The sequence below is a fragment of the Rhodoferax sp. GW822-FHT02D07 genome, from assembly GCF_058802405.1.
This window is the reverse complement of the sequence record NZ_JBXAOD010000009.1, coordinates 57,230-76,866: the sequence shown is the minus strand read 5'-3', so window position 1 is coordinate 76,866 and position 19,637 is coordinate 57,230. Positions and strand designations below refer to the sequence as shown.

At 64.0% G+C, this 19,637-nt stretch carries 19 protein-coding genes and 3 tRNA genes; 5 read left to right on the top strand and 17 right to left on the bottom strand.

Annotated features, from left to right (window positions below):
- Positions 1-9: 9 nt before the first annotated feature.
- The 7 genes from AC1RNN_RS18155 to AC1RNN_RS18125 all read right to left on the bottom strand — a co-directional run bounded on the left by AC1RNN_RS18155 (position 10) and on the right by AC1RNN_RS18125 (position 6,958).
- Complete coding sequence (locus AC1RNN_RS18155; RefSeq protein ID WP_493090805.1) at positions 10-1,599, bottom strand: methyl-accepting chemotaxis protein; 1,590 nt, start codon at positions 1,597-1,599, stop codon at positions 10-12.
- 46 nt (positions 1,600-1,645) lie between these two features.
- Complete coding sequence (locus tag AC1RNN_RS18150; RefSeq protein WP_493090806.1) at positions 1,646-2,512, bottom strand: amino acid ABC transporter substrate-binding protein; 867 nt, start codon at positions 2,510-2,512, stop codon at positions 1,646-1,648.
- Positions 2,509-3,912: an amidase gene (locus AC1RNN_RS18145; protein WP_493090807.1), complete on the bottom strand. Its 1,404-nt coding sequence runs from the start codon at positions 3,910-3,912 to the stop codon at positions 2,509-2,511. The genes AC1RNN_RS18150 and AC1RNN_RS18145 overlap by 4 nt, the downstream gene beginning before the upstream one ends.
- Positions 3,909-4,595: an amino acid ABC transporter permease gene (locus tag AC1RNN_RS18140; RefSeq protein ID WP_493090808.1), complete on the bottom strand. Its 687-nt coding sequence runs from the start codon at positions 4,593-4,595 to the stop codon at positions 3,909-3,911. Before AC1RNN_RS18140 ends, AC1RNN_RS18145 begins: the two co-directional genes overlap by 4 nt.
- Positions 4,592-5,251, bottom strand: coding sequence for an amino acid ABC transporter permease (locus AC1RNN_RS18135; protein WP_493090809.1), 660 nt, complete (start codon positions 5,249-5,251; stop codon positions 4,592-4,594). Before AC1RNN_RS18135 ends, AC1RNN_RS18140 begins: the two co-directional genes overlap by 4 nt.
- Positions 5,248-6,024, bottom strand: a complete 777-nt coding sequence (locus tag AC1RNN_RS18130; protein ID WP_493090810.1) for an amino acid ABC transporter ATP-binding protein — start codon at positions 6,022-6,024, stop codon at positions 5,248-5,250. Before AC1RNN_RS18130 ends, AC1RNN_RS18135 begins: the two co-directional genes overlap by 4 nt.
- A gap of 67 nt (positions 6,025-6,091) precedes the next feature.
- A complete protein-coding gene (locus tag AC1RNN_RS18125) occupies positions 6,092-6,958 on the bottom strand; it encodes an ABC transporter substrate-binding protein (protein WP_493090811.1) in 867 nt (288 codons plus the stop codon).
- A gap of 152 nt (positions 6,959-7,110) precedes the next feature.
- Between AC1RNN_RS18125 and AC1RNN_RS18120 the strand changes: the two genes are divergently transcribed.
- A complete protein-coding gene (locus AC1RNN_RS18120; RefSeq protein WP_493090812.1) occupies positions 7,111-8,211 on the top strand; it encodes a GlxA family transcriptional regulator in 1,101 nt (366 codons plus the stop codon).
- 62 nt (positions 8,212-8,273) lie between these two features.
- Positions 8,274-9,038: a trans-aconitate 2-methyltransferase gene (gene tam / locus AC1RNN_RS18115; RefSeq protein WP_493090814.1), complete on the top strand. Its 765-nt coding sequence runs from the start codon at positions 8,274-8,276 to the stop codon at positions 9,036-9,038.
- Between the two features lie 71 nt (positions 9,039-9,109).
- Here tam and AC1RNN_RS18110 read toward each other — a convergent pair.
- From AC1RNN_RS18110 to folC, 9 genes are all read right to left on the bottom strand, one after another.
- Positions 9,110-9,186: transfer RNA gene (locus tag AC1RNN_RS18110), tRNA-Asp, on the bottom strand.
- A gap of 70 nt (positions 9,187-9,256) precedes the next feature.
- Positions 9,257-9,332, bottom strand: a tRNA-Glu gene (locus tag AC1RNN_RS18105).
- Between the two features lie 33 nt (positions 9,333-9,365).
- Positions 9,366-9,441, bottom strand: a tRNA-Ala gene (locus AC1RNN_RS18100).
- Positions 9,442-9,517: 76 nt separating this feature from the next.
- Positions 9,518-10,918 (bottom strand): glutamate--tRNA ligase, encoded by a 1,401-nt coding sequence (gene gltX, locus AC1RNN_RS18095; protein ID WP_493090815.1) that lies wholly within the window; start codon positions 10,916-10,918, stop codon positions 9,518-9,520.
- Positions 10,915-12,129 carry an O-succinylhomoserine sulfhydrylase gene (locus AC1RNN_RS18090; protein ID WP_493090816.1) on the bottom strand — a complete coding sequence of 405 codons (1,215 nt, stop codon included), beginning with the start codon at positions 12,127-12,129 and terminating at the stop codon, positions 10,915-10,917. Before AC1RNN_RS18090 ends, gltX begins: the two co-directional genes overlap by 4 nt.
- 8 nt (positions 12,130-12,137) lie before the next feature.
- Positions 12,138-13,640: an amidophosphoribosyltransferase gene (gene purF / locus AC1RNN_RS18085; RefSeq protein WP_493090817.1), complete on the bottom strand. Its 1,503-nt coding sequence runs from the start codon at positions 13,638-13,640 to the stop codon at positions 12,138-12,140.
- Positions 13,641-13,654: 14 nt separating this feature from the next.
- Positions 13,655-14,140, bottom strand: coding sequence for a CvpA family protein (locus AC1RNN_RS18080; RefSeq protein WP_493090819.1), 486 nt, complete (start codon positions 14,138-14,140; stop codon positions 13,655-13,657).
- 13 nt (positions 14,141-14,153) lie between these two features.
- Positions 14,154-15,005, bottom strand: a complete 852-nt coding sequence (locus tag AC1RNN_RS18075) for an SPOR domain-containing protein (protein ID WP_493090820.1) — start codon at positions 15,003-15,005, stop codon at positions 14,154-14,156.
- Between the two features lie 14 nt (positions 15,006-15,019).
- Positions 15,020-16,348: a bifunctional tetrahydrofolate synthase/dihydrofolate synthase gene (gene folC / locus AC1RNN_RS18070; RefSeq protein ID WP_493090822.1), complete on the bottom strand. Its 1,329-nt coding sequence runs from the start codon at positions 16,346-16,348 to the stop codon at positions 15,020-15,022.
- A gap of 256 nt (positions 16,349-16,604) precedes the next feature.
- On the opposite strand from folC, the gene AC1RNN_RS18065 reads away from it, so the two are divergent.
- The 3 genes from AC1RNN_RS18065 to argG all read left to right on the top strand — a co-directional run bounded on the left by AC1RNN_RS18065 (position 16,605) and on the right by argG (position 18,784).
- Entirely contained in the window at positions 16,605-16,955 is a 351-nt protein-coding gene (locus tag AC1RNN_RS18065; protein WP_493090823.1) for an ArsC family reductase, read from the top strand.
- Between the two features lie 78 nt (positions 16,956-17,033).
- A complete protein-coding gene (gene ppnP, locus AC1RNN_RS18060; RefSeq protein ID WP_493090824.1) occupies positions 17,034-17,360 on the top strand; it encodes a pyrimidine/purine nucleoside phosphorylase in 327 nt (108 codons plus the stop codon).
- 92 nt (positions 17,361-17,452) lie between these two features.
- On the top strand, positions 17,453-18,784 hold the full coding sequence (argG, locus tag AC1RNN_RS18055; RefSeq protein WP_493090825.1) for an argininosuccinate synthase: 1,332 nt from the start codon (positions 17,453-17,455) through the stop codon (positions 18,782-18,784).
- 134 nt (positions 18,785-18,918) lie between these two features.
- Here the strand turns inward: argG and AC1RNN_RS18050 are convergent, their stop codons facing one another.
- On the bottom strand, positions 18,919-19,635 hold the full coding sequence (locus AC1RNN_RS18050; RefSeq protein ID WP_493090826.1) for a M48 family metallopeptidase: 717 nt from the start codon (positions 19,633-19,635) through the stop codon (positions 18,919-18,921).
- Positions 19,636-19,637 lie beyond the last annotated feature (2 nt).

Below are 19,637 nucleotides of genomic sequence, written 5' to 3'. Positions count from 1 at the left end.
TGCGACTCCTCAGGAGGGCAATAGGGAACGGGAGGAAGACGGGGCGAGCCGGAAGGTTCCCACCATCTGGGTGAGTTTTTCGGCGTGGCCGCGCAGGCTTTCGGCGGCGGCAGCGCTTTGTTCCACCAGGGCTGCGTTCTGCTGGGTCATCTGGTCCAGCGCGCCCAGGGTACTGTTGATGTGGTCCATGCCGGTGCTCTGCTCGGCGGCGGCACTGCTGATCTCGGCAATCGCTTCGGTCACGCGCTGCACCGAGGCAACGATGCTGCCCATGGTCTGGCCGGCCGTGCCCACCAGTTGCGAGCCCGCCTCCACACCCTGCACGCTATCGACTATCAGTCCCTTGATCTCGCGAGCGGCCTGGGCCGAGCGCGTGGCGAGGTTGCGCACCTCGCTGGCCACCACGGCAAAGCCCCTGCCCTGCTCGCCGGCCCGGGCCGCCTCAACTGCTGCATTGAGCGCCAGGATGTTGGTCTGGAAGGCGATGGTGTCGATCACCGCGATGATGCTGGAGATCTTGTGCGAGCTCTGGTTGATGCCCTGCATGGTGTCCACCACCTGGGCTACCACGGTGCCACCCTGCGCAGCCACATCGGCTGCAGAAGCCGCCAGCTGATTGGCGCGGCCGGCCGAGGCGGCCGAGTGTTGCACCGTCTGCGTGAGCGCGCGCACCAGGGAGGCCGAACGCTGCAGGTCACTGGCAGTTTGCTCGGTGCGGTTGCTCAGGTCCAGGTTGCCGCTGGCGACTTCGGCGCTGGCCAGGCGTATGGATTCGGCCGCTTCGCGCACATCGCCCACCACGCCACCCAATGCGGTCTGCATGCTGGCAATGGCCTGCAGCAGGTGTGCGGTCTCGTCCTGCCCGGTCACGGCAATGGATTGGCTGAGGTCCCCACCCGCAATGCGGCTGGCGATCGCCACGGCGCGGTCCAGCGGCTGGCAGACCGAGCGCAGCGTGAGCCACATCAGCGGCACATAGAGCAGCAGGGTCGCCGCCACCAGGCCCAGGCGCAAGAGCGAGGCCGCGCTGGCCTGGGCTGCCATCTGCTCCCGGGCCTGCACCTCTTGCGCGGCCAAGGCCGTGACGAGTTGGCCGGTCAGCGCCTCCAGCCCCGCAAACAGGGTGTCTGCCTTGGCCGCCGTGGCCAGCGCGGAGATGCTGTCGGTCACGCCAGCCTGCAACTGGGTCAGCGTGGGCTCCATCAGTGTGGCATAGGCCTGCAACTGCTGGCGCTGACTGTCGAGCAAGGGTGCGATGGTGGCATCGTCAGCATGGGTCTGACGCAGCGCGGCAGCCGTGTCGCGGGCACGCGCAACTTCCTGGCGCCAACGCGTGATCAGCACCTCGACCTGCTCGGCATTGGAGTTGCCAATGGCTATCGCTGCACTTTCCCAGCGTCGCACGCGGCCCAGCGATTCACGCAGCGCCGCGATCTGCGTGGCGGCGGCATTGGATGCGTTGAACAGCGCCGTGGTGTCCTGGCGCAGTTGTTCACCCGAAACCCATCCCCAGACACCCAGCACCACCAGGGACAGCGAAACGGTGCCCAGGACCAGGTAAAAACGCAGACGGATGCTGATGCGCTGGATCAAAAACATGGGGAACTCCTAACGACGTTGGTTTTTATTGCGAAAGACAGGCTTGCTAGGGAATGCCGTACTTGTTGGGGTAGCGGATGTTTTCCTTCATGTAGACATTCATGGGCACCTGCAGGCCCTCGGTCTCAAACCATTTGCGGTAGAGCGCGCGCAACTCGCCCGAGGCCATGAGCGACAGCAGGGTCTTGTCCACCAGGGCGGTGAATGCGGCATCGCCCTTGGGCAACATGAAGGCGTAGGGCTCGACCGAGAGAAAGCGGCCTGTGACCATGAGTGAGTGCTTGTGGCGCGATTGCCCCATGAGTCCGTAGAGCAGGATGTCATCCTGCGCAAAGGCGTCTGCCTTGCCCGACTCCACCAGGGCCAGCCCCTCGCCATCGGTGGCCACGGTCAGTACCTCCAGGTTCTGCTCGGCCTGCAGCTTGGCGACCAGGCCTTCGGCCGTGGTGCCCCGGCTCACCGCGACGCGACGACGCCAGAGGTCGGCGTTCTTCTCCACCACCAGGGGCTTGCGCGTGAGCAGGCGCGCGCCGGTGGTGAAGAAAGTGTGGGAGAAGTCCACCTCCTTCTGCCGGGCCATGGTGTTGGTGTTGCCGCCGCACTCGATGTCGATGCCGCCGGACTTGAGCAGCGGGATGCGCTGCGCGCCCTGCAGCGGCTGATAGACCACGGCAAGGTCCGGGCGCTTGAGGGTCTTGCGCACGCTCTCAATGACCTGCTTGCAGATGTCGATGGAGTAGCCCACGGTCTGGCCCTGGGCATTCTCGAAGGCGAAGGTCCCGGGCGTGGGGATGTAGCCCACGCGGATCAGGCCCTTGTCGGCAATGCGTTGCAGCGTGGGACTCTCCACACCCTGGGCCCATGCGGCTGCGGCGGCCAGCAGGCCGGCGCAAGCCAGCAGCACGGCCCTCATGCCCAGGCCGGGGGAATGGCCCGGTGCCAGGGGGTGGCCTGCTCGAAGGCATGGGCCGCGCGCAGGATGGTGGGCTCGGCCATGGGGCCGCCCACGATCTGGATGGAGATGGGCAGGCCCTGGGCCGACAAGCCGGCGGGCACGGCGACAGAGCACAGGTCCAGCAGGTTCACAAAGCGGCCAAAGCGCGACAGCGGCGTGGCCATCTCATCCACCTCGTCCACCGCGATGGCAGTGATGGCATTGGTGGGGAAGACACAGACATCCACATCGGCCATGGCCTCGCGCATCTGGTCGATGGCAGATTCGCGCGCCTTGAGCAGGCCGATGTAGCCGGCCGCGCTGATGTCGCGCCCCAGCAGGATGCGGCGCTGGATATGTGGGTCAAAGCGCAGGCCGGGGCGCTCGAACAGCGCACCCAGGTTGGCATAGCCCTCGGCGCTCATGAGGTTGCCGGCAATCGCCATGGAGGTCTCCAGGCTTTGCGGCAAGGGCTTTTCCACCAGCACCATGCCAAGCTGTTCCAGCGTGGCAAGTGCCCGGTCGTAGGCAAACAATACCTCGGGGTCTACGCCCTCGCGTTCCGCCAGTGGCAGCACCCAGACGCGCAGGCCCGCCACCGGCTGCCCCAGCGCCTGCGACAGATTACGCACCGGCGCACGCCATGACACCGTATCACGCGGATCGGCTCCGGCCAGCACGTCGAGCAGCAGCGCGCAGTCCTGCACGGTACGCGTCAGCGGGCCTACGGTGTCGTGCGTGGGGCAGAGGTCAATCAGGCCGTAGCGACTGATCAGACCGTGCGTGGTCTTGAGCCCGACCAGCCCGCACAGGCCGGCCGGGATGCGCACCGAGCCGCCCGTGTCCGTGCCCAGCGCGGCGCAGGCCATGCCGGCCGCCACGGCCACCGCCGAACCGCTGCTGGAACCACCGGGCACGCGGTGCACCGACAGGTCCCACGGGTTCCAGGGTGTTCCCATGGAGGCGTTGGTACCCCAGCCGCCAAAGGCGTACTCCACGGTATGCGTCTTGCCCAGCACAATGGCGCCAGCCGCACGCAGGCGCGCCACTGCGGTGGCAGTGATCTCCGAGGTGCGCGGCGGCAGTGCCCTGGAACCGGCTGTAATCGTGCGTCCCTCGATCTCGAACAGGTCCTTGATGGCGACGGTGATGCCATGCAGCGGCCCCACGGTGTAACCCGCGTGGCGCAACGCATCGAGCGCACGCGCCGCCTGCAGGGCCTCATCGGCATAGACGTCCAGATAGGCCTGCAGTTGCGGGTTGTGCGCCTCGACGTGATCGAGCTGCTGACGCACCAGGGTTTCGCTATCAAGCCGGCCGTCGGCCAACGCCGTCAGCGTGTCAGTGATGGAAGCAAAGGCCCAATCCCTGGTATTCATGTGGCCCCCATCACACGGCGGCCACGTGCCAGGCGGCGCTCCAGCCACCGCGAGAGCATGGACAGCGGGAACGCAATCGCAAAGTAGAACAGGCCCACCAGCAAGAAGATGTGAAGCGGCAGGAAGTACTCGCTGGACATGGCACGCGCAGCCAGCATGAGTTCGTCGGTGGCAATCAGCGCGCACAAGGAACTGTCCTTGAGCAGTGCCACAAAGGTGTTGACGAGGGCCGGCAGCATGACGCGCAGCGCCTGTGGAAACACCACCTGCACAAACACCTGGCGCGGCAGCAGGCCGACGGCCAGAGCCGCCTCGCGCTGGCCGCGGTGCACCGATTGCAGGCCGCCACGCAGGATTTCGGCCACATAGGCTGCGCCATGCAGGCCCAGACCCAGCACGCCGGCCCAGAAGCCCGAGAGCGTGAGCCCCAGCGGCGGCAGTGCGAAGTACAGTGTCAGCAACAAGGCCAGCAGCGGCAGTGTGCGCACAAACTGAACGAAGACCTGGGCCAGCACACGCAACACCTTTACGCCGCTGCGCTGCATGGCGACCAGCAGGCAACCGCCCAACAGAGCCAATGCAAAGCCGGCCAGCGAGAGCTTGGCCGTCATCTGTGCGGCCTCCAACAGGCGCGGGATCCACTCAGATCCGTACTGCTCGAACACGGAGAAAAAGGCGTTCATCGCTGGCCCTCCATCAGGCGCTCGGCCCGCGCAAAGCCCCAGCTCACCGGCAGCACCATGCCCGCATAGACCAGCATGGCGGCCAAGTAGATCAAGGTGGTTTCGAAAGTGGACGTCACGAGGTTGCGCGCAAAGAACATGACCTCCGGCGCGGCGATGGCCGAGGCGATGGAGGTGTCTTTGACGAGCTGGCTGCTGTAGTTGGTCAGCGCGGGCCAGCTCAGGCGAAACATTTGCGGCAGCAGCACGTGCTGCAGGGTCTGGCGCGGACTCAGGCCAACGGCGAGTGCAGCTTCGCGCTGGCCGGCGTGGATGACTTTGAGGCCGGCCGCAAACACATCACAGAGCACGGCCGCCCCCACCAGACCCAAGCCCAGGATGGCCGCGGTCAGCGGTGAGAAGCGGATGTCAAAGGTGGCCAGGCCAAAGTAGATGACAAACAGATGCGCCAACGCTGGGATGTTGCGCATCCATTCGATGTAAGCAGCCACGGCCAGACGCACGGTGCGCAGGCGCACAAAGGTAATGGTGACAGCCAGCAGCATGCCGCCCAGGAGCGCGATCACAAACGCCCCGGCCGCAATCTGCACGGCGACTTTGGCGCCGCCAAGCAGCCCGAGCAGGATGCGTGAGAACAGGTCCAGATCTGCCATCATGGCCGCACCCCTGCCTGGCCCAGGAAGTTGCGCGTGCGCTGCTGCTGCGGCCGGTCTATGACCTCTTGTGCACTCCCCTGCTCCACGATGTGGCCACCGTCCATGAAGATGACACGGTCGGCCACGTCACGTGCAAAGCGGATTTCGTGGGTGACAAGAATCATCGAGCGGCCCTCTTCGGCCAGCTCGCGGATCACAGTGAGCACCTCACCCACCAGCTCGGGGTCCAGCGCCGAGGTCGGTTCGTCAAACAGAATCACCTGAGGCTGCTGCGCCAGTGTGCGTGCAATCGCCACGCGCTGCTGCTGGCCACCCGAGAGGCGGTCGGGGTATTCGTTGGCCTTTTGCGAGAGGTGCACCTTGTGCAGCATGGCGTCGGCCAGCTCATAGGCCTCGGCGCGCGACATACCGGCGGCCTTGATGGAGCCCAGGGCGACGTTGTCGCGCACTGTGAGGTGCGGCCAGAGGTAGAACAGCTGGAACACCATGCCCATCTCGCGGCGCTGTGGGGCGAGCTCGGTGTCACTCATGAAGCGCAGCTGGCCGCGCTTGTCCACACGCTGGCCGATACGCTCTTCGCCCAGGTGCACCGAGCCGGTGTCCAGGCGTTCCAGGAAATTGAGGCAGCGCAGGCAGGTGGATTTTCCCGAGCCACTGGGGCCTATGAGCGACAGCGTCTCGCCCTTGTTCAAATCGAAGGAGATGCCCTTGAGCACCTCCAGCGCGCCATAGCGCTTGTGCAGTCCTTCGACGCGTAGTAATGCCTTGTTCATATGTCGGTGCTCTTGTTGTTCTGGGAGGAAGTGCCGCACGCGCGGCACTCCGGTGCGCGGCCAGGACTTACTTGCAGCTTGGCAGCTTCCAGTCGGCAGCGCGGTCTACGCCAGCGCGGAAGTTCTGGCCCACGGGCACGTACCAGACGTCTTGCACCAGGCCGTACTTGGTGCCGATCTTCTTGAGCTCACAACCCTTCCAGAGCTTGGCGATTTCGGCGTTAACGAGCTTGGCGAGTTCGGGGTTGTCCTTGTTCAGGCCAAACACCACCTGGCCCAAACCAGTGAGCAGCGGATAGTCGGCGTTGTTGTCGGCAAAGGCGTTGAACTTGAGCTTCCACTGCGGGTTGCGCGAGATGGCGTACTGCATCACCGGGGGGTCACCAATCACAGCATCAATGCGGCCGGCCAGCAGGTCGCGCACAGCGGCGTCGGAGGTGTCGTAGGTGCTAAGTTGCAGGCCGCTGATCTTGCGCAGCTCGGGGATGAAGGAGAAGCCAGTAATGGTGCCGACCTTCTTGCCTTCGAGGTCCTTGAGGTGGGACCAGTCGGTCTTGCTGGACTGGGTGATGCCGTTCTTGAAGTAGTGGATAGGGTCGCTCAGTGTCATGATCTTGGAGCGCTGCTCAGTCCAGCCCATGGTGCCGGCCATCACGTCCACGCGCTTGGCCTGCACCGAGGCGATGGTGCCCGACCACTCCATCAGCGCGGGCTTGACCTTGAGCTTGATGGCGTCGGCCACGCGCTGCAGGATCTCGCCGTCATAGCCAATCATGGCGCCGTCCTGGTAGCCGGTACCGGGCATATCGCCCGTAAAGGCAATGGTGAGCGTGTCTTTTTCGACGGTTTGCAGGGCCTGCGCATGGGCCAGCGGAACCAGCGCCACAGCGCCAATCAGGGTACACAGCAGGCGCGCAACGAAGTCTTTTTTCATGGAGAAACTCCTGGAATAAGGGGTTGAAACAATGTCGTTGGATGACGGTTTGGATGGTAGGAATGCCCCCCCACTTGGCATAGGAAGTGCTGGCGTTCGAATAGAACGTATGCGACATTCAGGGTTCTTCCCGATATCTGCGAAACCATCCCATGAGCACCGCTCCGCGCAAAACCGTCACCCGCAATCGCCCCGACACTTCACCGCCACCGGATGACGGCGCCGCCCTGGTTGGCAAGCTCGATGCGGGCAAACCCAAGGCCAAAAGTGCGGCACAGGACAGCGGCGTGGAGCTGCGCGTGGCCATCTTTCTGTGGCCGCGTTTTCCCCTGCTCTCGCTGGCTGGCCTGTGCGACGCGCTGCGCCACGCGGCCGACCTGGGCGACCAGAGCCGCCAGGTGCGCTGCAGCTGGACGGTGCTCAGTGCCCAGGGCCAACCAGTGGCGTCGAGCTGCGGCGTGCTGGTGCCCACCGCGCGTGCCGATGACGCGGGCCTGGACTTTGACTATGTGGCGGTGATTGGCGGGCTGCTGCCCTCGATGAAGACCAGCGACCCGCAGGCCGTGCAGTTCCTCAAGCAGGCCACCAAGCGGCGCATCCCGCTCATGGGCATCTGCACCGGCAGCTTTGTACTGGCAAAGCACGGCTTCATGGAGGGGCGCATGGCCTGTGTGCACCCCTTTCATGTGGAGGACTGGAAGGAGACCTTTCCCAAGCTGGCCTTCACCACGCACTGCGACTACCTCATCGATGGTGACCGCATCACCTGCGCGGGCGGCATCTCCATCATCGAACTGGCCGCCGAACTTATCCGCATGCACTGCGGGCCCGACCGCGCCGCCAAGGTGGTGCACCAGATGACGGTGACGCAGAAGTCTTCGGTCTCCCACCTCACGCGCCGGCGCGCGCTGGGCTATGCCTCCAGCGACAGCGACAAGCTCAAAGAGGCCATCGTGCTCATGGAGAAGAACATCACCACGCCGCTGGAGATCGCCGTCATCGCCAAGCTCATTCGATCCAGCAGCCGCCAGCTCGAACGCGTCTTCCTCGCCGAGACCCAGCTCTCGCCATCCGAGTTCTACCGTAACTCCCGCCTCAAATACGGGCGGTGGATTCTCAGCAACACCGACCAGCCCATCAGTACCATCGCCTATGAATGCGGCTTCTCAGACGCCTCGCACTTCATACGTCACTTCCAGCAACTCTATGGCGTTTCGCCGGGGCGTCTGCGCAAGGCGTCCAGCACAGCGTAAAGCACGGAACTTCCACTTCCCCGCCGCAATCCTTCTGTTGAAGCGCCTTTGAAAGGAACTCCATGACCTGGTCTGCCAAACAATATTCCGCCTTTGAACAGGAGCGCACCCGCCCCGTGCGCGACCTGGTGGCCGCGATTCCCACGCAGGAGGTGCAGCGCGCGATCGATCTGGGCTGCGGCCCCGGCAACTCCACCGAAGTGCTGGTGGAGCGCTTTCCGCAGGCCGCAGTGTCCGGCTTGGACAGCTCCGATGACATGGTGAAAAGCGCGCAGAAACGCCTGCCACATATTCCTTTTGAACTCGCCGACATCGGCAGTTGGAGCGCCAGCGCGCCCTATGACGTGATCCTCGCCAACGCATCCCTGCAATGGCTACCCGACCACGCCACGCTGTATCCACACCTGGTCCGCCAGCTCGCGCCCGGCGGCAGTCTGGCCATCCAGACGCCCGACAACCTGGAAGAACCGGCCCATGTGCTGGCACGCAAGGTCGCCGTGCAAGGCCCGTGGGCCAGCACCATTGGCCAGATCCACCACCCCGAACGCCATAGCGCAGATTTCTATTACCGGCTGCTGCAACCGCATTGCACCAGCGTGGACATTTGGCGCACCACCTACTTCCATCCCCTGACCGGTGGCCCGCAGGCCGTGGTCGAATGGTTCAAGGGCACCGCGCTGCGCCCCTACCTGGCCCCGCTGGAGACAGCCCAGAAGGACGCTTACCTCGCCCATTACCTGGCAGCCATCACCGAAGCCTATCCGGCGCTGCCCAACGGCACGGTGCTGCTGCCGTTTCCACGCTTGTTTATCGTGGCACGACGCTGAATAGCGAACCGGAAATGGCAGACGAAAAAGAAAAAAGGGTTAACAGACGAATCTGTTAACCCTTTTTGATTTGGCGGAGTGGACGGGACTCGAACCCGCGACCCCCGGCGTGACAGGCCGGTATTCTAACCAACTGAACTACCACTCCTGGTAGACAACGTTCGCTCTTGCGAGCCAAGTGTTATCGACTTGTGCCGTTTCAGCTTGCGCTAAAAACTTGGCGACCCTACGGGGATTCGAACCCCGGTACTCACCGTGAAAGGGTGATGTCCTAGGCCTCTAGACGATAGGGTCAAAACCTTGGACGTATCCGTTCGAAAGACTTGGTGGTGGAGGTAAGCGGGATCGAACCGCTGACCTCTTGCATGCCATGCAAGCGCTCTCCCAGCTGAGCTATACCCCCTTGAACCTGAGAATACTACTTGCTATTCGCTTTGTAGTGTTCTCATCTTCCGAGCCTCAAATTATATACAAGTTTTTCAGGCTTTGGCAAGTTGGGCCAGAACTTTTTCACGATTGCTTAATTCGAGCACCGCGTCCAACGATGGCGTCTGCGGCGTACCCATGACGAGCACGCGCACAGGCATGGCCAGTTGCGGCATCTTGAGACCGGCGCCAGCCAGCACTTCCTTGATGGCGGCGGCGATGCTGGCCTTGTCCCAGGCGCAGGTGGCGAGCTTGTCGCGCAGCTGGGCGATGGCGGGCTTCACAGCATCCGTCACATGTTGGGCTTGTTCGGCCGGATCGATCTGCACCTCGGCGTAGAACTTGGCGGCCCAGGTGGCCAAGGCCACGGTGGTGTCGCAACGGTCTTTGAGCAGGCCGCAGACTTGGGGCAGATGCTTCTCAACCTGCTCGGCTGAAAGCGTGATGCCCTGCTTGGCCAGTTGCGCGGCCACCAGTGGAGCCAGACGCGCGTTGTCGGCCTGCTTGATGTAGTGGGCGTTGACCCAGAGCAGCTTGGCCGGGTCCCACTGGGCCGGGCTTTTGTTGAGGTGGGTGCCGTCGAACCAGCTCACCAGCTGTTCGCGGGAGAACAGTTCTTCGTCACCATGGCTCCAGCCCAGGCGGGCCAGATAGTTGAGCATGGCTTCGGGCAGGTAGCCGCCCTCTTCGTAGGCAGTGACACTGACAGCACCGCGGCGCTTGGACAGCTTCTGGCCGTCGTCGCCCAGGATGACCGGGCAGTGGCCGAACTGGGGCAGCGGTGCGCCCAGCGCGTTGAAGATGTTGATCTGCCACGGCGTGTTGTTGATGTGCTCGTCGCCGCGGAAGACGTGGCTGATCTGCATGTCCCAGTCGTCCACCACCACGGCGAAGTTGTAGGTGGGGATGCCATCGGTGCGGACGATGATGAGGTCATCGATCTCGCGATTGCTGATGGTGATGGGGCCTTTGACGAGGTCGTCCCAGGTCACATCGCCATCCTGCGGATTGCAGAAGCGCACCACGGGCTTCACGCCTTCGGGCACGGGCGGCAAGGTCTTGCCAGGTGCGGGGCGCCAGGTGCCGTCGTACAGGGCTTTTTCGCCACGCGCCTTCTTGGCTTCGCGCACGGCGTCCAGCTCTTCGGGCGTGCTGTAGCAGTAGTAAGCCTTGCCTTCTGCAATCAGTTGGTCGACCACCGCCTTGTAGCGGTCCAGACGCTGCATCTGGTAGATCGGGCCTTCGTTGTATTCCAGGCCCAGCCATTGCATGGACGCGAGGATCTGGTCCACCGAGTCCTGCGTGGAGCGAGCCACGTCGGTGTCTTCGATGCGCAGCACAAACTCGCCACCGAAGTGGCGCGCGTAGGCCCAGGAGTACAGCGCGGTACGGGCGGTGCCCAGGTGCAGGAAACCGGTAGGGGAAGGCGCAATGCGCGTACGAATTTTGGTCATGTCAGCGTATTCAAACCACGCGCCAGGTCGGCGGTGATGTCGTCAAAGTATTCCAGGCCCACGGCCACGCGGATCAGGCCTTGGCCAATGCCGGCGGCCTGGCGTTGCGCTTCGGCCAGCTTGCCGTGCGAGGTGCTGGCCGGGTGGGTGCACAGGGTCTTGGTGTCGCCCAGGTTGGTGCACAGCGAGAGCACCTGCATGGAGTCCAGCACATGGAAGGCGCGCGCTCGCGCTTGCTCGGGGCCAGAGGCCTTCACGTCAAACGAGAGCACCGCACCGCCCAGGCCGCCCATCTGGCGCTGGGCCAGGGCATGCTGGGGATGACTTTCCAGACCCGGGTAATAGACGCGGGCCACGGCGGGATGCGCTTCCAGCCACTGGGCAAGTTGCAGGGTCTGGGCGCTCTGCGCCTTCATGCGCAGCTCCAGCGTCTCCAGCCCCTTGAGCACCACCCAGGCGTTGAAGGGCGAGAGCACCATGCCGGAGTTCTTCTGCACGGGCAAGAATTTGTCGCGCACCAAGGCCTCACTGGCGCACAGCGCGCCGGCCATCACGCGGCCCTGGCCGTCCAGATATTTGGTGCCCGAGTGCATGACGATGTCGGCGCCCAGGCGCAGCGGCTGCTGCAGCACGGGGGTGGCAAAGCAGTTGTCCACGGCCAAAAACGCGCCAGCACTGTGGGCAATATCGGCCAGCGCTGCGATGTCGCAGAGCTCGGTCAGCGGGTTGGTAGGCGTCTCGGCAAACAGCAAGCGCGTGCTGGGGCGGACGGCCGCCTTCCAGGCCGCGATGTCGGACTGCGGCACCACGGTGGACTCCACGCCAAAGCGCGCAAACTCGCTACCGATGAGCTTGAGAGTGGAGCCGAACATGGACTGCGAGAACACCACGTGGTCACCCGACTTGAGCAGGCTGAAGCACATCAGCATGATGGCGGCCATGCCGGTGGCAGTGGCCATGCAGGCCTCGGCGCCTTCCATGGCGGCCAGGCGGCGCTCGAAGCTGGTGACGGTGGGGTTGCCGCTGCGGCTGTAGGTGTAGCCATCTTCCTCACCGGCAAAGCGCGCGGCAGAGGCGGCGGCCGTGGGCTGCACATAGCCGCTGGTGAGGAACAGGGCCTCGGAGTTTTCGCCGTAGGCGGTGCGCGGCGCACCTTCGCGGACCGCGAGGGTGGCCGGGTGCAGGCCGGGAGGCAGGGGTCGGTCGGTCATGGGGCGTATCAGTCGGCGTGGTTGGGCAGGGCCAGGCGCGAGGTGTCTTCCTGGCCTTCTTCTGCGCCCACGCGGTTTTCGTTGAGGCGGGCGATGTCGTCGGACGAGATGTCGCCGGTCACATAGACGCCGTCGAAGCAGGAAGCGTCAAAGCCGGCGAGCTTGTTGCTCAGCGAACCCACGGCCTTCTTCATGCCATCCACGTCCTGATAGATCAGCGCGTCGCAGCCGATGAGCTCACGCACCTGCTCCACGGTGCGGTTGTGCGCCACCAGCTCGCTGCTGGTGGGCATGTCGATGCCATACACGTTGGGGAAACGCACCGGCGGCGCGGCGCTGGCCATGTAGACCTTGCGCGCACCGGCGTCGCGTGCCATCTGCACGATTTCCTTGGAGGTGGTGCCGCGCACGATGGAGTCGTCCACCAGCAGCACGTTGCGGCCCTTGAATTCGCTGGCAATGACGTTGAGCTTCTGGCGCACCGATTTCTTGCGCACGCCCTGGCCCGGCATGATGAAGGTCCGGCCCACGTAGCGGTTCTTCACGAAGCCTTCGCGGTAGGGCAGGCCCAACAGTTGGGCCAGTTGCGCAGCGCTGGGGCGGCTGGACTCGGGGATGGGTATGACCACATCGATCTCGTTGGGTGGCACAGTGGAGATCACGCGCTTGGCCAGGGTCTCGCCCAGGTTCAGGCGGGCCTGGTAGACCGAGATGCCGTCCATGACGGAGTCCGGGCGGGCCAGGTAGACGAACTCAAAGATGCAAGGCATGAGCTGGGGCTTGTCGGCGCACTGCTGGCTGTGCACCGTGCCGTCCAGCGCAATGAACACGGCCTCGCCGGGCTGCACGTCGCGCACGAACTGGTGGCTGGTGCCTTCGAGCACCACCGATTCGCTGGCCACCATGTGCGTGCCGTCGGCACCCTTGCCAATGCACAGGGGGCGGATGCCATAGGGGTCGCGAAAGGCCAGCAGGCCGTGGCCGGCGATGTGGCAGATGACGGCGTAGGAGCCCTTGATGCGCTTGTGGACACGAGACACGGCGGCAAACAGCTCCTGCGGCAGCAGCGGCAGGCCACGCGTGGCAACTTCGATCTCGTGGGCCAGCACATTGAGCAGCACCTCGGAGTCGCTCTCGGTGTTGATGTGGCGGTGGTCCAGGTTGAACAGCTCGGCCTTGAGGGCCTTGGCATTGGTGAGGTTGCCGTTGTGCACCAGCACGATGCCGAAGGGCGCGTTCACATAGAAGGGCTGGGCCTCTTCTTCGCTGAAGGCATTGCCCGCCGTGGGGTAACGCACCTGGCCCAGGCCGGAGTTGCCCAGCAAGGCGCGCATGTTGCGCGTTCGGAACACGTCCTTCACCATGCCCTTGGCCTTGTGCATGAAGAACTTGCGGTCCTGCTGGGTGACGATGCCGGCCGCGTCCTGGCCCCGGTGCTGCAGGAGCAGCAGGGAGTCATAGATCAGCTGATTGACGGGTGCGTTGCTGACAACGCCGACGATTCCACACATAGGAGTTCACTCACTCAAGGTAAATACTTGCCAAATTCTTCAGGCAGCACGGGCTTGACCGCTGCCAATACGGTGCCTGTCATGCGCGGGCCCATGGCGTTGCGCCACCAGTCGGCCGTGTGCAACGGCGTCATGGAGACCACCACGGTGGCCGCCAGCAACAACAACATGCCGCGCACCAGGCCAAACACAGCGCCCAGCATGCGATCAGCGGGGCTCATGCCCGCAGCCGACACCAGCTTCTTGATCACAAAGGCCACCAGGCCGCCGGCAAACACCGTCGCCACAAACACCAACACAAAACCACCGGCGTAACGCACGGCCTCGGCGTCGCCACTGATCGGGATCCACTGCGCAGCATCGGGCGCAAACCACTGCGCCAGCACAAAGGCCACGGCCCAGCTCAGTACCGAGAACACCTCGTACATCAAGCCGCGCCAAGCCCCCAGCAACAGGGAGAACAGCAAGATCGCCAGGAATATCCAGTCCAAGGTAGGCATGTGGGGCCGGCGCCTACAGTTCCAAGATCGCCGCAGGCAGGTTCAGCTTCTTGAGCTTGTCGGCCGCCTTTTGTGCCTCGGCCTTGTTGGCAAACGGGCCCACGCGCACGCGGGTGCGCTGTGCGTCCTTGGTGCCCACCACCTGGGTATAAGTCTTGTAGCCGGCCGATTCCACCTTCTGGCGTGCCTCGCGCAGCTTGGCAGCCTCGACATAGGCGCCCACCTGGACGACAAAGCGGCCATCCGAGGCACTGGCTTTGGCCTCAGTTTTGGTCTCTGCGGGCTTGGCGACCGGTTTGGCGGCAGGTTTGCCGTCCAGCAGGGCCTGGGCCTTGGCGGCATCGGCTGCCTTAGCGGCGGTTTTGTCCACTGCCTTCTCGGCGGGCTTGGATTCGGGCTTCGCTACCGGCTTGGCCTCGGCTTTGGTTTCCGGTTTGGGCTCTGGCTTGGCGACAGGCTTGACCTCGGCCTTGGGGACTGGCTTGGACTCGGTGATGATGGTCTCGGCCTTGGGCTCGGGTTTGATTTCCGGCTTGGCTACCGCAGAGGCAGCTGGCGCGGGTGTGGCACCACCAATGCTGCCACCGCTGACTTGCGAGGGCGCGCTAGTGCTGGCCGCAGCCACGGGCGGGGCACCCAGCGGGGCGACCTTGGCCTTGTCGGGAATTTCGATGGGGATGTCCACCGCGATGGGGCGCGGCTGGCTGTCAAACAACAGCGGGAACCCAATCACGCCCAAGAGCACCAGCACGGCCGCGCCGATGAGGCGATGGCGTGCGCGCTTGCGCATGACTTCCACGCTCTCGGTGGCGCTGGGTGGGGTGGGCTGCTCGTCGCCACCCTTGCGAAACTTGAAAAAGGCCATGCTTTGGAGACGGTTCAGGGGACTTGGGGCTGGAGATGCTTGGCGTTCAGCTTGGGCGTGCCCTCTTGCAGCACACCGCCCACGGTGTAGAACGATCCAAAGACGACGATTCTATCAGCGGGGTCTGCCGCGGCGATGGCCGCGCGCAGGGCATCCAGGGGGTTGGCAAAGGCCTGGGCCGAGGCGTCCTTGCGGGTGTTTTGCGCCTCCCACTGGGCCTTCAAATCCGCGCCAGTCGCAGCGCGCGGGCTGGGCAGGTCGGTGAAATACCAGCGGTCCATGAGCGGCACCACTTTGGCAAACATGGGCGCCAGTTCCTTGTCGGCCATGGCGCCAAAGATGGCGTGCGTGGTCGGGTAAAAGCCCATGGCGTCCAGATTGGCGGCCAACGCGGCCACCGAATGCGGGTTGTGCGCCACATCCAACACCAGCACGGGCTGGCCGGGAATGATCTGGAAGCGCCCCGGCAGCTCCACAAAAGCCAGGCCATTGCGCACGGCCTGGGCCGTGACGGGCAGTTGCTCGCGCAGCGCGGTCAGCGCGGCCAGCACGCCGGCGGCGTTGACCAGCTGGTTGGCGCCGCGCAGCGCCGGGTAAGCCAGGCCCGCGTAGCGCCGGCCGCGCCCGGCCCAGCCCCATTGCTGCTTGTCGCCGGACACATTGAAGTCCCGCCCCACGGTCCACAGGTCAGCGCCCACTTGCGCCGCATGGTCCAGCACGCTTTGGGGCGGCACCGGGTCGCTGACGATGACCGGGCGGCCGGCGCGCATGATGCCCGCCTTCTCGAACCCGATGGCTTCGCGGGTGTCGCCCAGCAGCTCCATGTGGTCCAGGTCGATGCTGGTGATGACGGCGCAGTCAGTGTCAATGATGTTGACGGCGTCCAGGCGCCCGCCCAGGCCCACTTCCAGAATGACGGCATCCAGCCCTTCGCGGGAGAGCGCCAGCAGGATGGCCAGGGTGGTGAACTCGAAGTAGGTGAGCTGGACTTCAGCACCATTTACGACCCTGGCCCGCTCCACCTCTGCGCAAGCAGCTACGATTTTGCTAGCGTCCGCAGCCAAGCCGTTCAGGCGCATGCGCTCCTCAAAGTGCACCAGGTGGGGCGAGCTGTAGACGCCGGTCTTGTAGCCCGCCTCGCGCAGGATGGATTCGAGCATGGCGCAGGTGGAGCCCTTGCCGTTGGTGCCAGCCACGGTGAACACCGGGCAGCTGAAGTGCAGGTTCAGGCGCTGGGCGACGCTGCGCACGCGGTCCAGGCCCAGTTCGATGCCGTTGATGCCCTTGGGGTGCAGGCGCTCGCAGTGGGCGAGCCAGTCTTGTAGCGTTGCGGGGGATTCCATGGGCCGGATTGTCGCAGGGCTGGCTCTGGGGCTTTGGGTTGCGGGGCTTTGTGCGGATCAGGCGGTGCGGGCGTTCTGCTGCGTGTTCCCCGGCCTGCGGCCTCCTCCTTTACCTTCGCAGAACGCCCGCACCGCCTGATCTGCCAGCGGGTGGGAACGCCGGCGTCAGAAGCCTTTTACTATCAATTTGGTAGCTGCTTGCGCACTATCCACGGGGGCTGGGTTCTTAAAACACCCTGAAAGTAGAATCAGGGGCATGATCACCCTCTACGGCATTCCCAACTGCGACACCGTCAAAAAAGCCCGCACCTGGCTCACCGACCATGGCGTGGACTACGCGTTTCACGACTTCAAGAAACAGGGCGTACCCACCGCCCTGCTCCCCGGCTGGATTGACGCCGTGGGCCTGGACAAGATCATCAACCGCAAGGGCCCTACCTGGCGCAAGCTGGACGAGGCCACCCAGGCCAGCGTGGTGGACACGCCTTCGGCCATGGCCGTGATGCAGGAGCACAGCAGCGTCATCAAGCGCCCCGTGGTCGTCTGGGCAGACGGCCAGGTGAGCGTGGGCTTTGCCGAGGCCGCTTTCCAGGCCCGGCTGGGCTAGCCCGCAGCCCGTAAAATCACGGGTTCCCGGCGCGCCGCGCGCCGGCCCCTTTCACCATCCATCTTTGGCCCCCGCACCATGACCACTACCCAGATTCCCGGCGTTTCCATCACCACCAAGGCCAATGTCTACTTTGACGGCAAGTGCGTGAGCCACGGCTTCACCCTGGCCGATGGCACCAAGAAGTCGGTCGGCGTCATCCTGCCCGCCACGCTGACCTTCAACACCGGCGCCCCCGAGATCATGGAATGCGTGGGCGGCAGCTGCGATTACAAACTCGACGGCACGGACACCTGGGTCACCAGCGGCGAAGGCGAAAAGTTCAGCGTGCCCGGCAACGCCAAGTTCCAAATCCGCGTGACCGAGGGCCACGCCGCCTACCACTACATCTGCCATTTCGGCTAATCAGTGGTTGATTACGGCTCCCCCAGCAGACGCAAACGCTCCATTTTTTATAGCTGCTCGCGCAACATCCATGCGGGCTAGAGGCCAATTTTATGTCTAACACCATTCTGCAAAACATCCCCACCGGCCAAAAGGTCGGCATCGCCTTCTCGGGCGGCCTGGACACCAGCGCCGCGCTGCACTGGATGATGAAGAAGGGCGCCCTGCCCTACGCCTACACCGCCAACCTGGGCCAGCCCGACGAGGCCGACTACGACGCCATCCCCAAGAAGGCCATGGAATACGGCGCCATCAAGGCTAGGTTGGTGGACTGCCGCCCGCAGCTGGCTGCCGAAGGCATTGCCGCCCTGCAAGCCGGCGCCTTCCACATCACCACCGCCGGCCAGACCTACTTCAACACCACCCCGCTGGGCCGCGCCGTGACCGGCACCATGCTGGTGAGCGCCATGAAGGAAGACGACGTCAACATCTGGGGCGACGGCAGCACCTTCAAGGGCAACGACATCGAGCGCTTCTACCGCTACGGCCTCTTGGTGAACCCCGCGCTCAAGATCTACAAGCCCTGGCTGGACCAGACCTTTATTGACGAACTGGGCGGCCGCGCCGAGATGAGCGCCTTCATGACCGCCAGCGGCTTTGGCTACAAGATGAGCGCCGAGAAGGCCTACAGCACCGACAGCAACATGCTGGGCGCCACGCACGAGGCCAAAGACCTGGAGTTCCTGAACAGCGGCATCAAGATCGTCAACCCCATCATGGGCGTGCCCTTCTGGCGCGAAGACTGCGCCATCAAGGCCGAAGAGGTGAGCGTTACCTTTGAAGAAGGCCGCCCCGTCGCGCTGAACGGCGTGCAATACCCCGACCTCGTGAGCCTGATCTTGAAGGCCAACGAGATCGGCGGCCGCCACGGCCTGGGCATGAGCGACCAGATCGAGAACCGCATCATCGAAGCCAAGAGCCGCGGCATCTACGAAGCCCCTGGCCTGGCGCTGCTGTTCATCGCCTACGAGCGCCTGGTCACCGGCATCCACAACGAAGACACCATCGAGCAATACCGCGACAACGGCCGCAAGCTCGGCCGCCTGCTATACCAGGGCCGCTGGTTCGACAGCCAAGCCATCATGCTGCGCGAAACCGCCCAACGCTGGGTGGCCAAGGCCGTGACCGGCACCGTGACCCTGGAACTGCGCCGCGGCAATGACTACTCGCTGCTGAACACCGAATCGCCGAACCTGACCTACGCGCCCGAGCGCCTGAGCATGGAAAAGGTGGAAGACGCGCCCTTCAGCCCGCTGGACCGTATCGGCCAACTGACCATGCGCAACCTGGACATTACCGACACCCGCGCCAAGCTGCAGGTGTATTCCAACGCCGGGTTGCTGGAGTTGGGCAAGGGGGATGATTTCTTGAAGTTGGGTAAGTAAGCCCCGGCTGATGCGCCAATGACAAAGCCCGTCAGGCGGGAGCCTGACGGGCTTTTTTATTTAGGCCGTTATTGTGGTCATCATCGGCAAGTTTTCGGTAAGGCAACATCGATTTCGTAATCGAATTGAGTGGCTCAATATCCCCACTCCTCATGCCTCACCGGCAAACTGTTGAGCCGCTTCCTTAAGTGCTGCCAGTTCGGCAAATACAAATCCATCAAGGTGATGAACTTCTCGTTGTGGGTCGGCTCCAGCAAGTGAACCAACTCATGCACCAAGATGTATTCTAGGCACTCCAGGGGCTTCTTGGCCAGATCGGTATTGAGACGGATATAGCCAGATTCAGGGGTGCAGCTGCCCCACTTGGTCTTCATGCGCTGCACGAAGACGCGCTTGGCCTTGACCCGTAGCAACGGCTCCCACTTGGCAAGAAGTGCCGGAACCGCTTCATGCACCTGTTGCCGGTACCAAGTATCCAACACCTCTTCGCAGCGCGCCGAGTTAGCTTCAGAACGCACCTGCAAGTACAACTTTCTCGGACTCAGGCTCACCGCGGGCGCCGCGTCTGCGTGCTTCACCTCCAGCAGGTACCGCTTGCCCCAAAGATAGTGACTCTCCTTGTTCAGATACTCACGTGGTGTTTCGCGCTCTTGAGAGCGCAGCTTGCGCTGCTGTGAACGTATCCACGCCAGCTTGGCCACCACGAACAGTCGTATGGTCTCCAGTGGCATCGCTTGCGGTGCAGCCACGCGCACCTTGCCAGCAGGGGGCAACACACTTAGGTGCACATGCTTGATCGCCTTGCGAGTCACCTCCGCGTGCAACTCGCCAAAGTCGAGCAGATCCCGCACAG

Bases quoted from the DNA above. Each gene is read 5' to 3' on its own strand.
- AC1RNN_RS18090 (WP_493090816.1), bottom strand. From the start codon at position 12,129: ATGACCGACCGACCCCTGCCTCCCGGCCTGCACCCGGCCACCCTCGCG.
- purF (WP_493090817.1), bottom strand. From the start codon at position 13,640: ATGTGTGGAATCGTCGGCGTTGTCAGCAACGCACCCGTCAATCAGCTG.
- folC (WP_493090822.1), bottom strand. From the start codon at position 16,348: ATGGAATCCCCCGCAACGCTACAAGACTGGCTCGCCCACTGCGAGCGC.
- AC1RNN_RS18130 (WP_493090810.1), bottom strand. From the start codon at position 6,024: ATGAACAAGGCATTACTACGCGTCGAAGGACTGCACAAGCGCTATGGC.
- AC1RNN_RS18120 (WP_493090812.1), top strand. From the start codon at position 7,111: ATGAGCACCGCTCCGCGCAAAACCGTCACCCGCAATCGCCCCGACACT.
- AC1RNN_RS18155 (WP_493090805.1), bottom strand. From the start codon at position 1,599: ATGTTTTTGATCCAGCGCATCAGCATCCGTCTGCGTTTTTACCTGGTC.
- AC1RNN_RS18135 (WP_493090809.1), bottom strand. From the start codon at position 5,251: ATGATGGCAGATCTGGACCTGTTCTCACGCATCCTGCTCGGGCTGCTT.
- tam (WP_493090814.1), top strand. From the start codon at position 8,274: ATGACCTGGTCTGCCAAACAATATTCCGCCTTTGAACAGGAGCGCACC.
- gltX (WP_493090815.1), bottom strand. From the start codon at position 10,918: ATGACCAAAATTCGTACGCGCATTGCGCCTTCCCCTACCGGTTTCCTG.
- AC1RNN_RS18080 (WP_493090819.1), bottom strand. From the start codon at position 14,140: ATGCCTACCTTGGACTGGATATTCCTGGCGATCTTGCTGTTCTCCCTG.
- AC1RNN_RS18145 (WP_493090807.1), bottom strand. From the start codon at position 3,912: ATGAATACCAGGGATTGGGCCTTTGCTTCCATCACTGACACGCTGACG.
- ppnP (WP_493090824.1), top strand. From the start codon at position 17,034: ATGACCACTACCCAGATTCCCGGCGTTTCCATCACCACCAAGGCCAAT.
- AC1RNN_RS18150 (WP_493090806.1), bottom strand. From the start codon at position 2,512: ATGAGGGCCGTGCTGCTGGCTTGCGCCGGCCTGCTGGCCGCCGCAGCC.
- AC1RNN_RS18065 (WP_493090823.1), top strand. From the start codon at position 16,605: ATGATCACCCTCTACGGCATTCCCAACTGCGACACCGTCAAAAAAGCC.
- AC1RNN_RS18125 (WP_493090811.1), bottom strand. From the start codon at position 6,958: ATGAAAAAAGACTTCGTTGCGCGCCTGCTGTGTACCCTGATTGGCGCT.
- AC1RNN_RS18075 (WP_493090820.1), bottom strand. From the start codon at position 15,005: ATGGCCTTTTTCAAGTTTCGCAAGGGTGGCGACGAGCAGCCCACCCCA.
- AC1RNN_RS18140 (WP_493090808.1), bottom strand. From the start codon at position 4,595: ATGAACGCCTTTTTCTCCGTGTTCGAGCAGTACGGATCTGAGTGGATC.
- argG (WP_493090825.1), top strand. From the start codon at position 17,453: ATGTCTAACACCATTCTGCAAAACATCCCCACCGGCCAAAAGGTCGGC.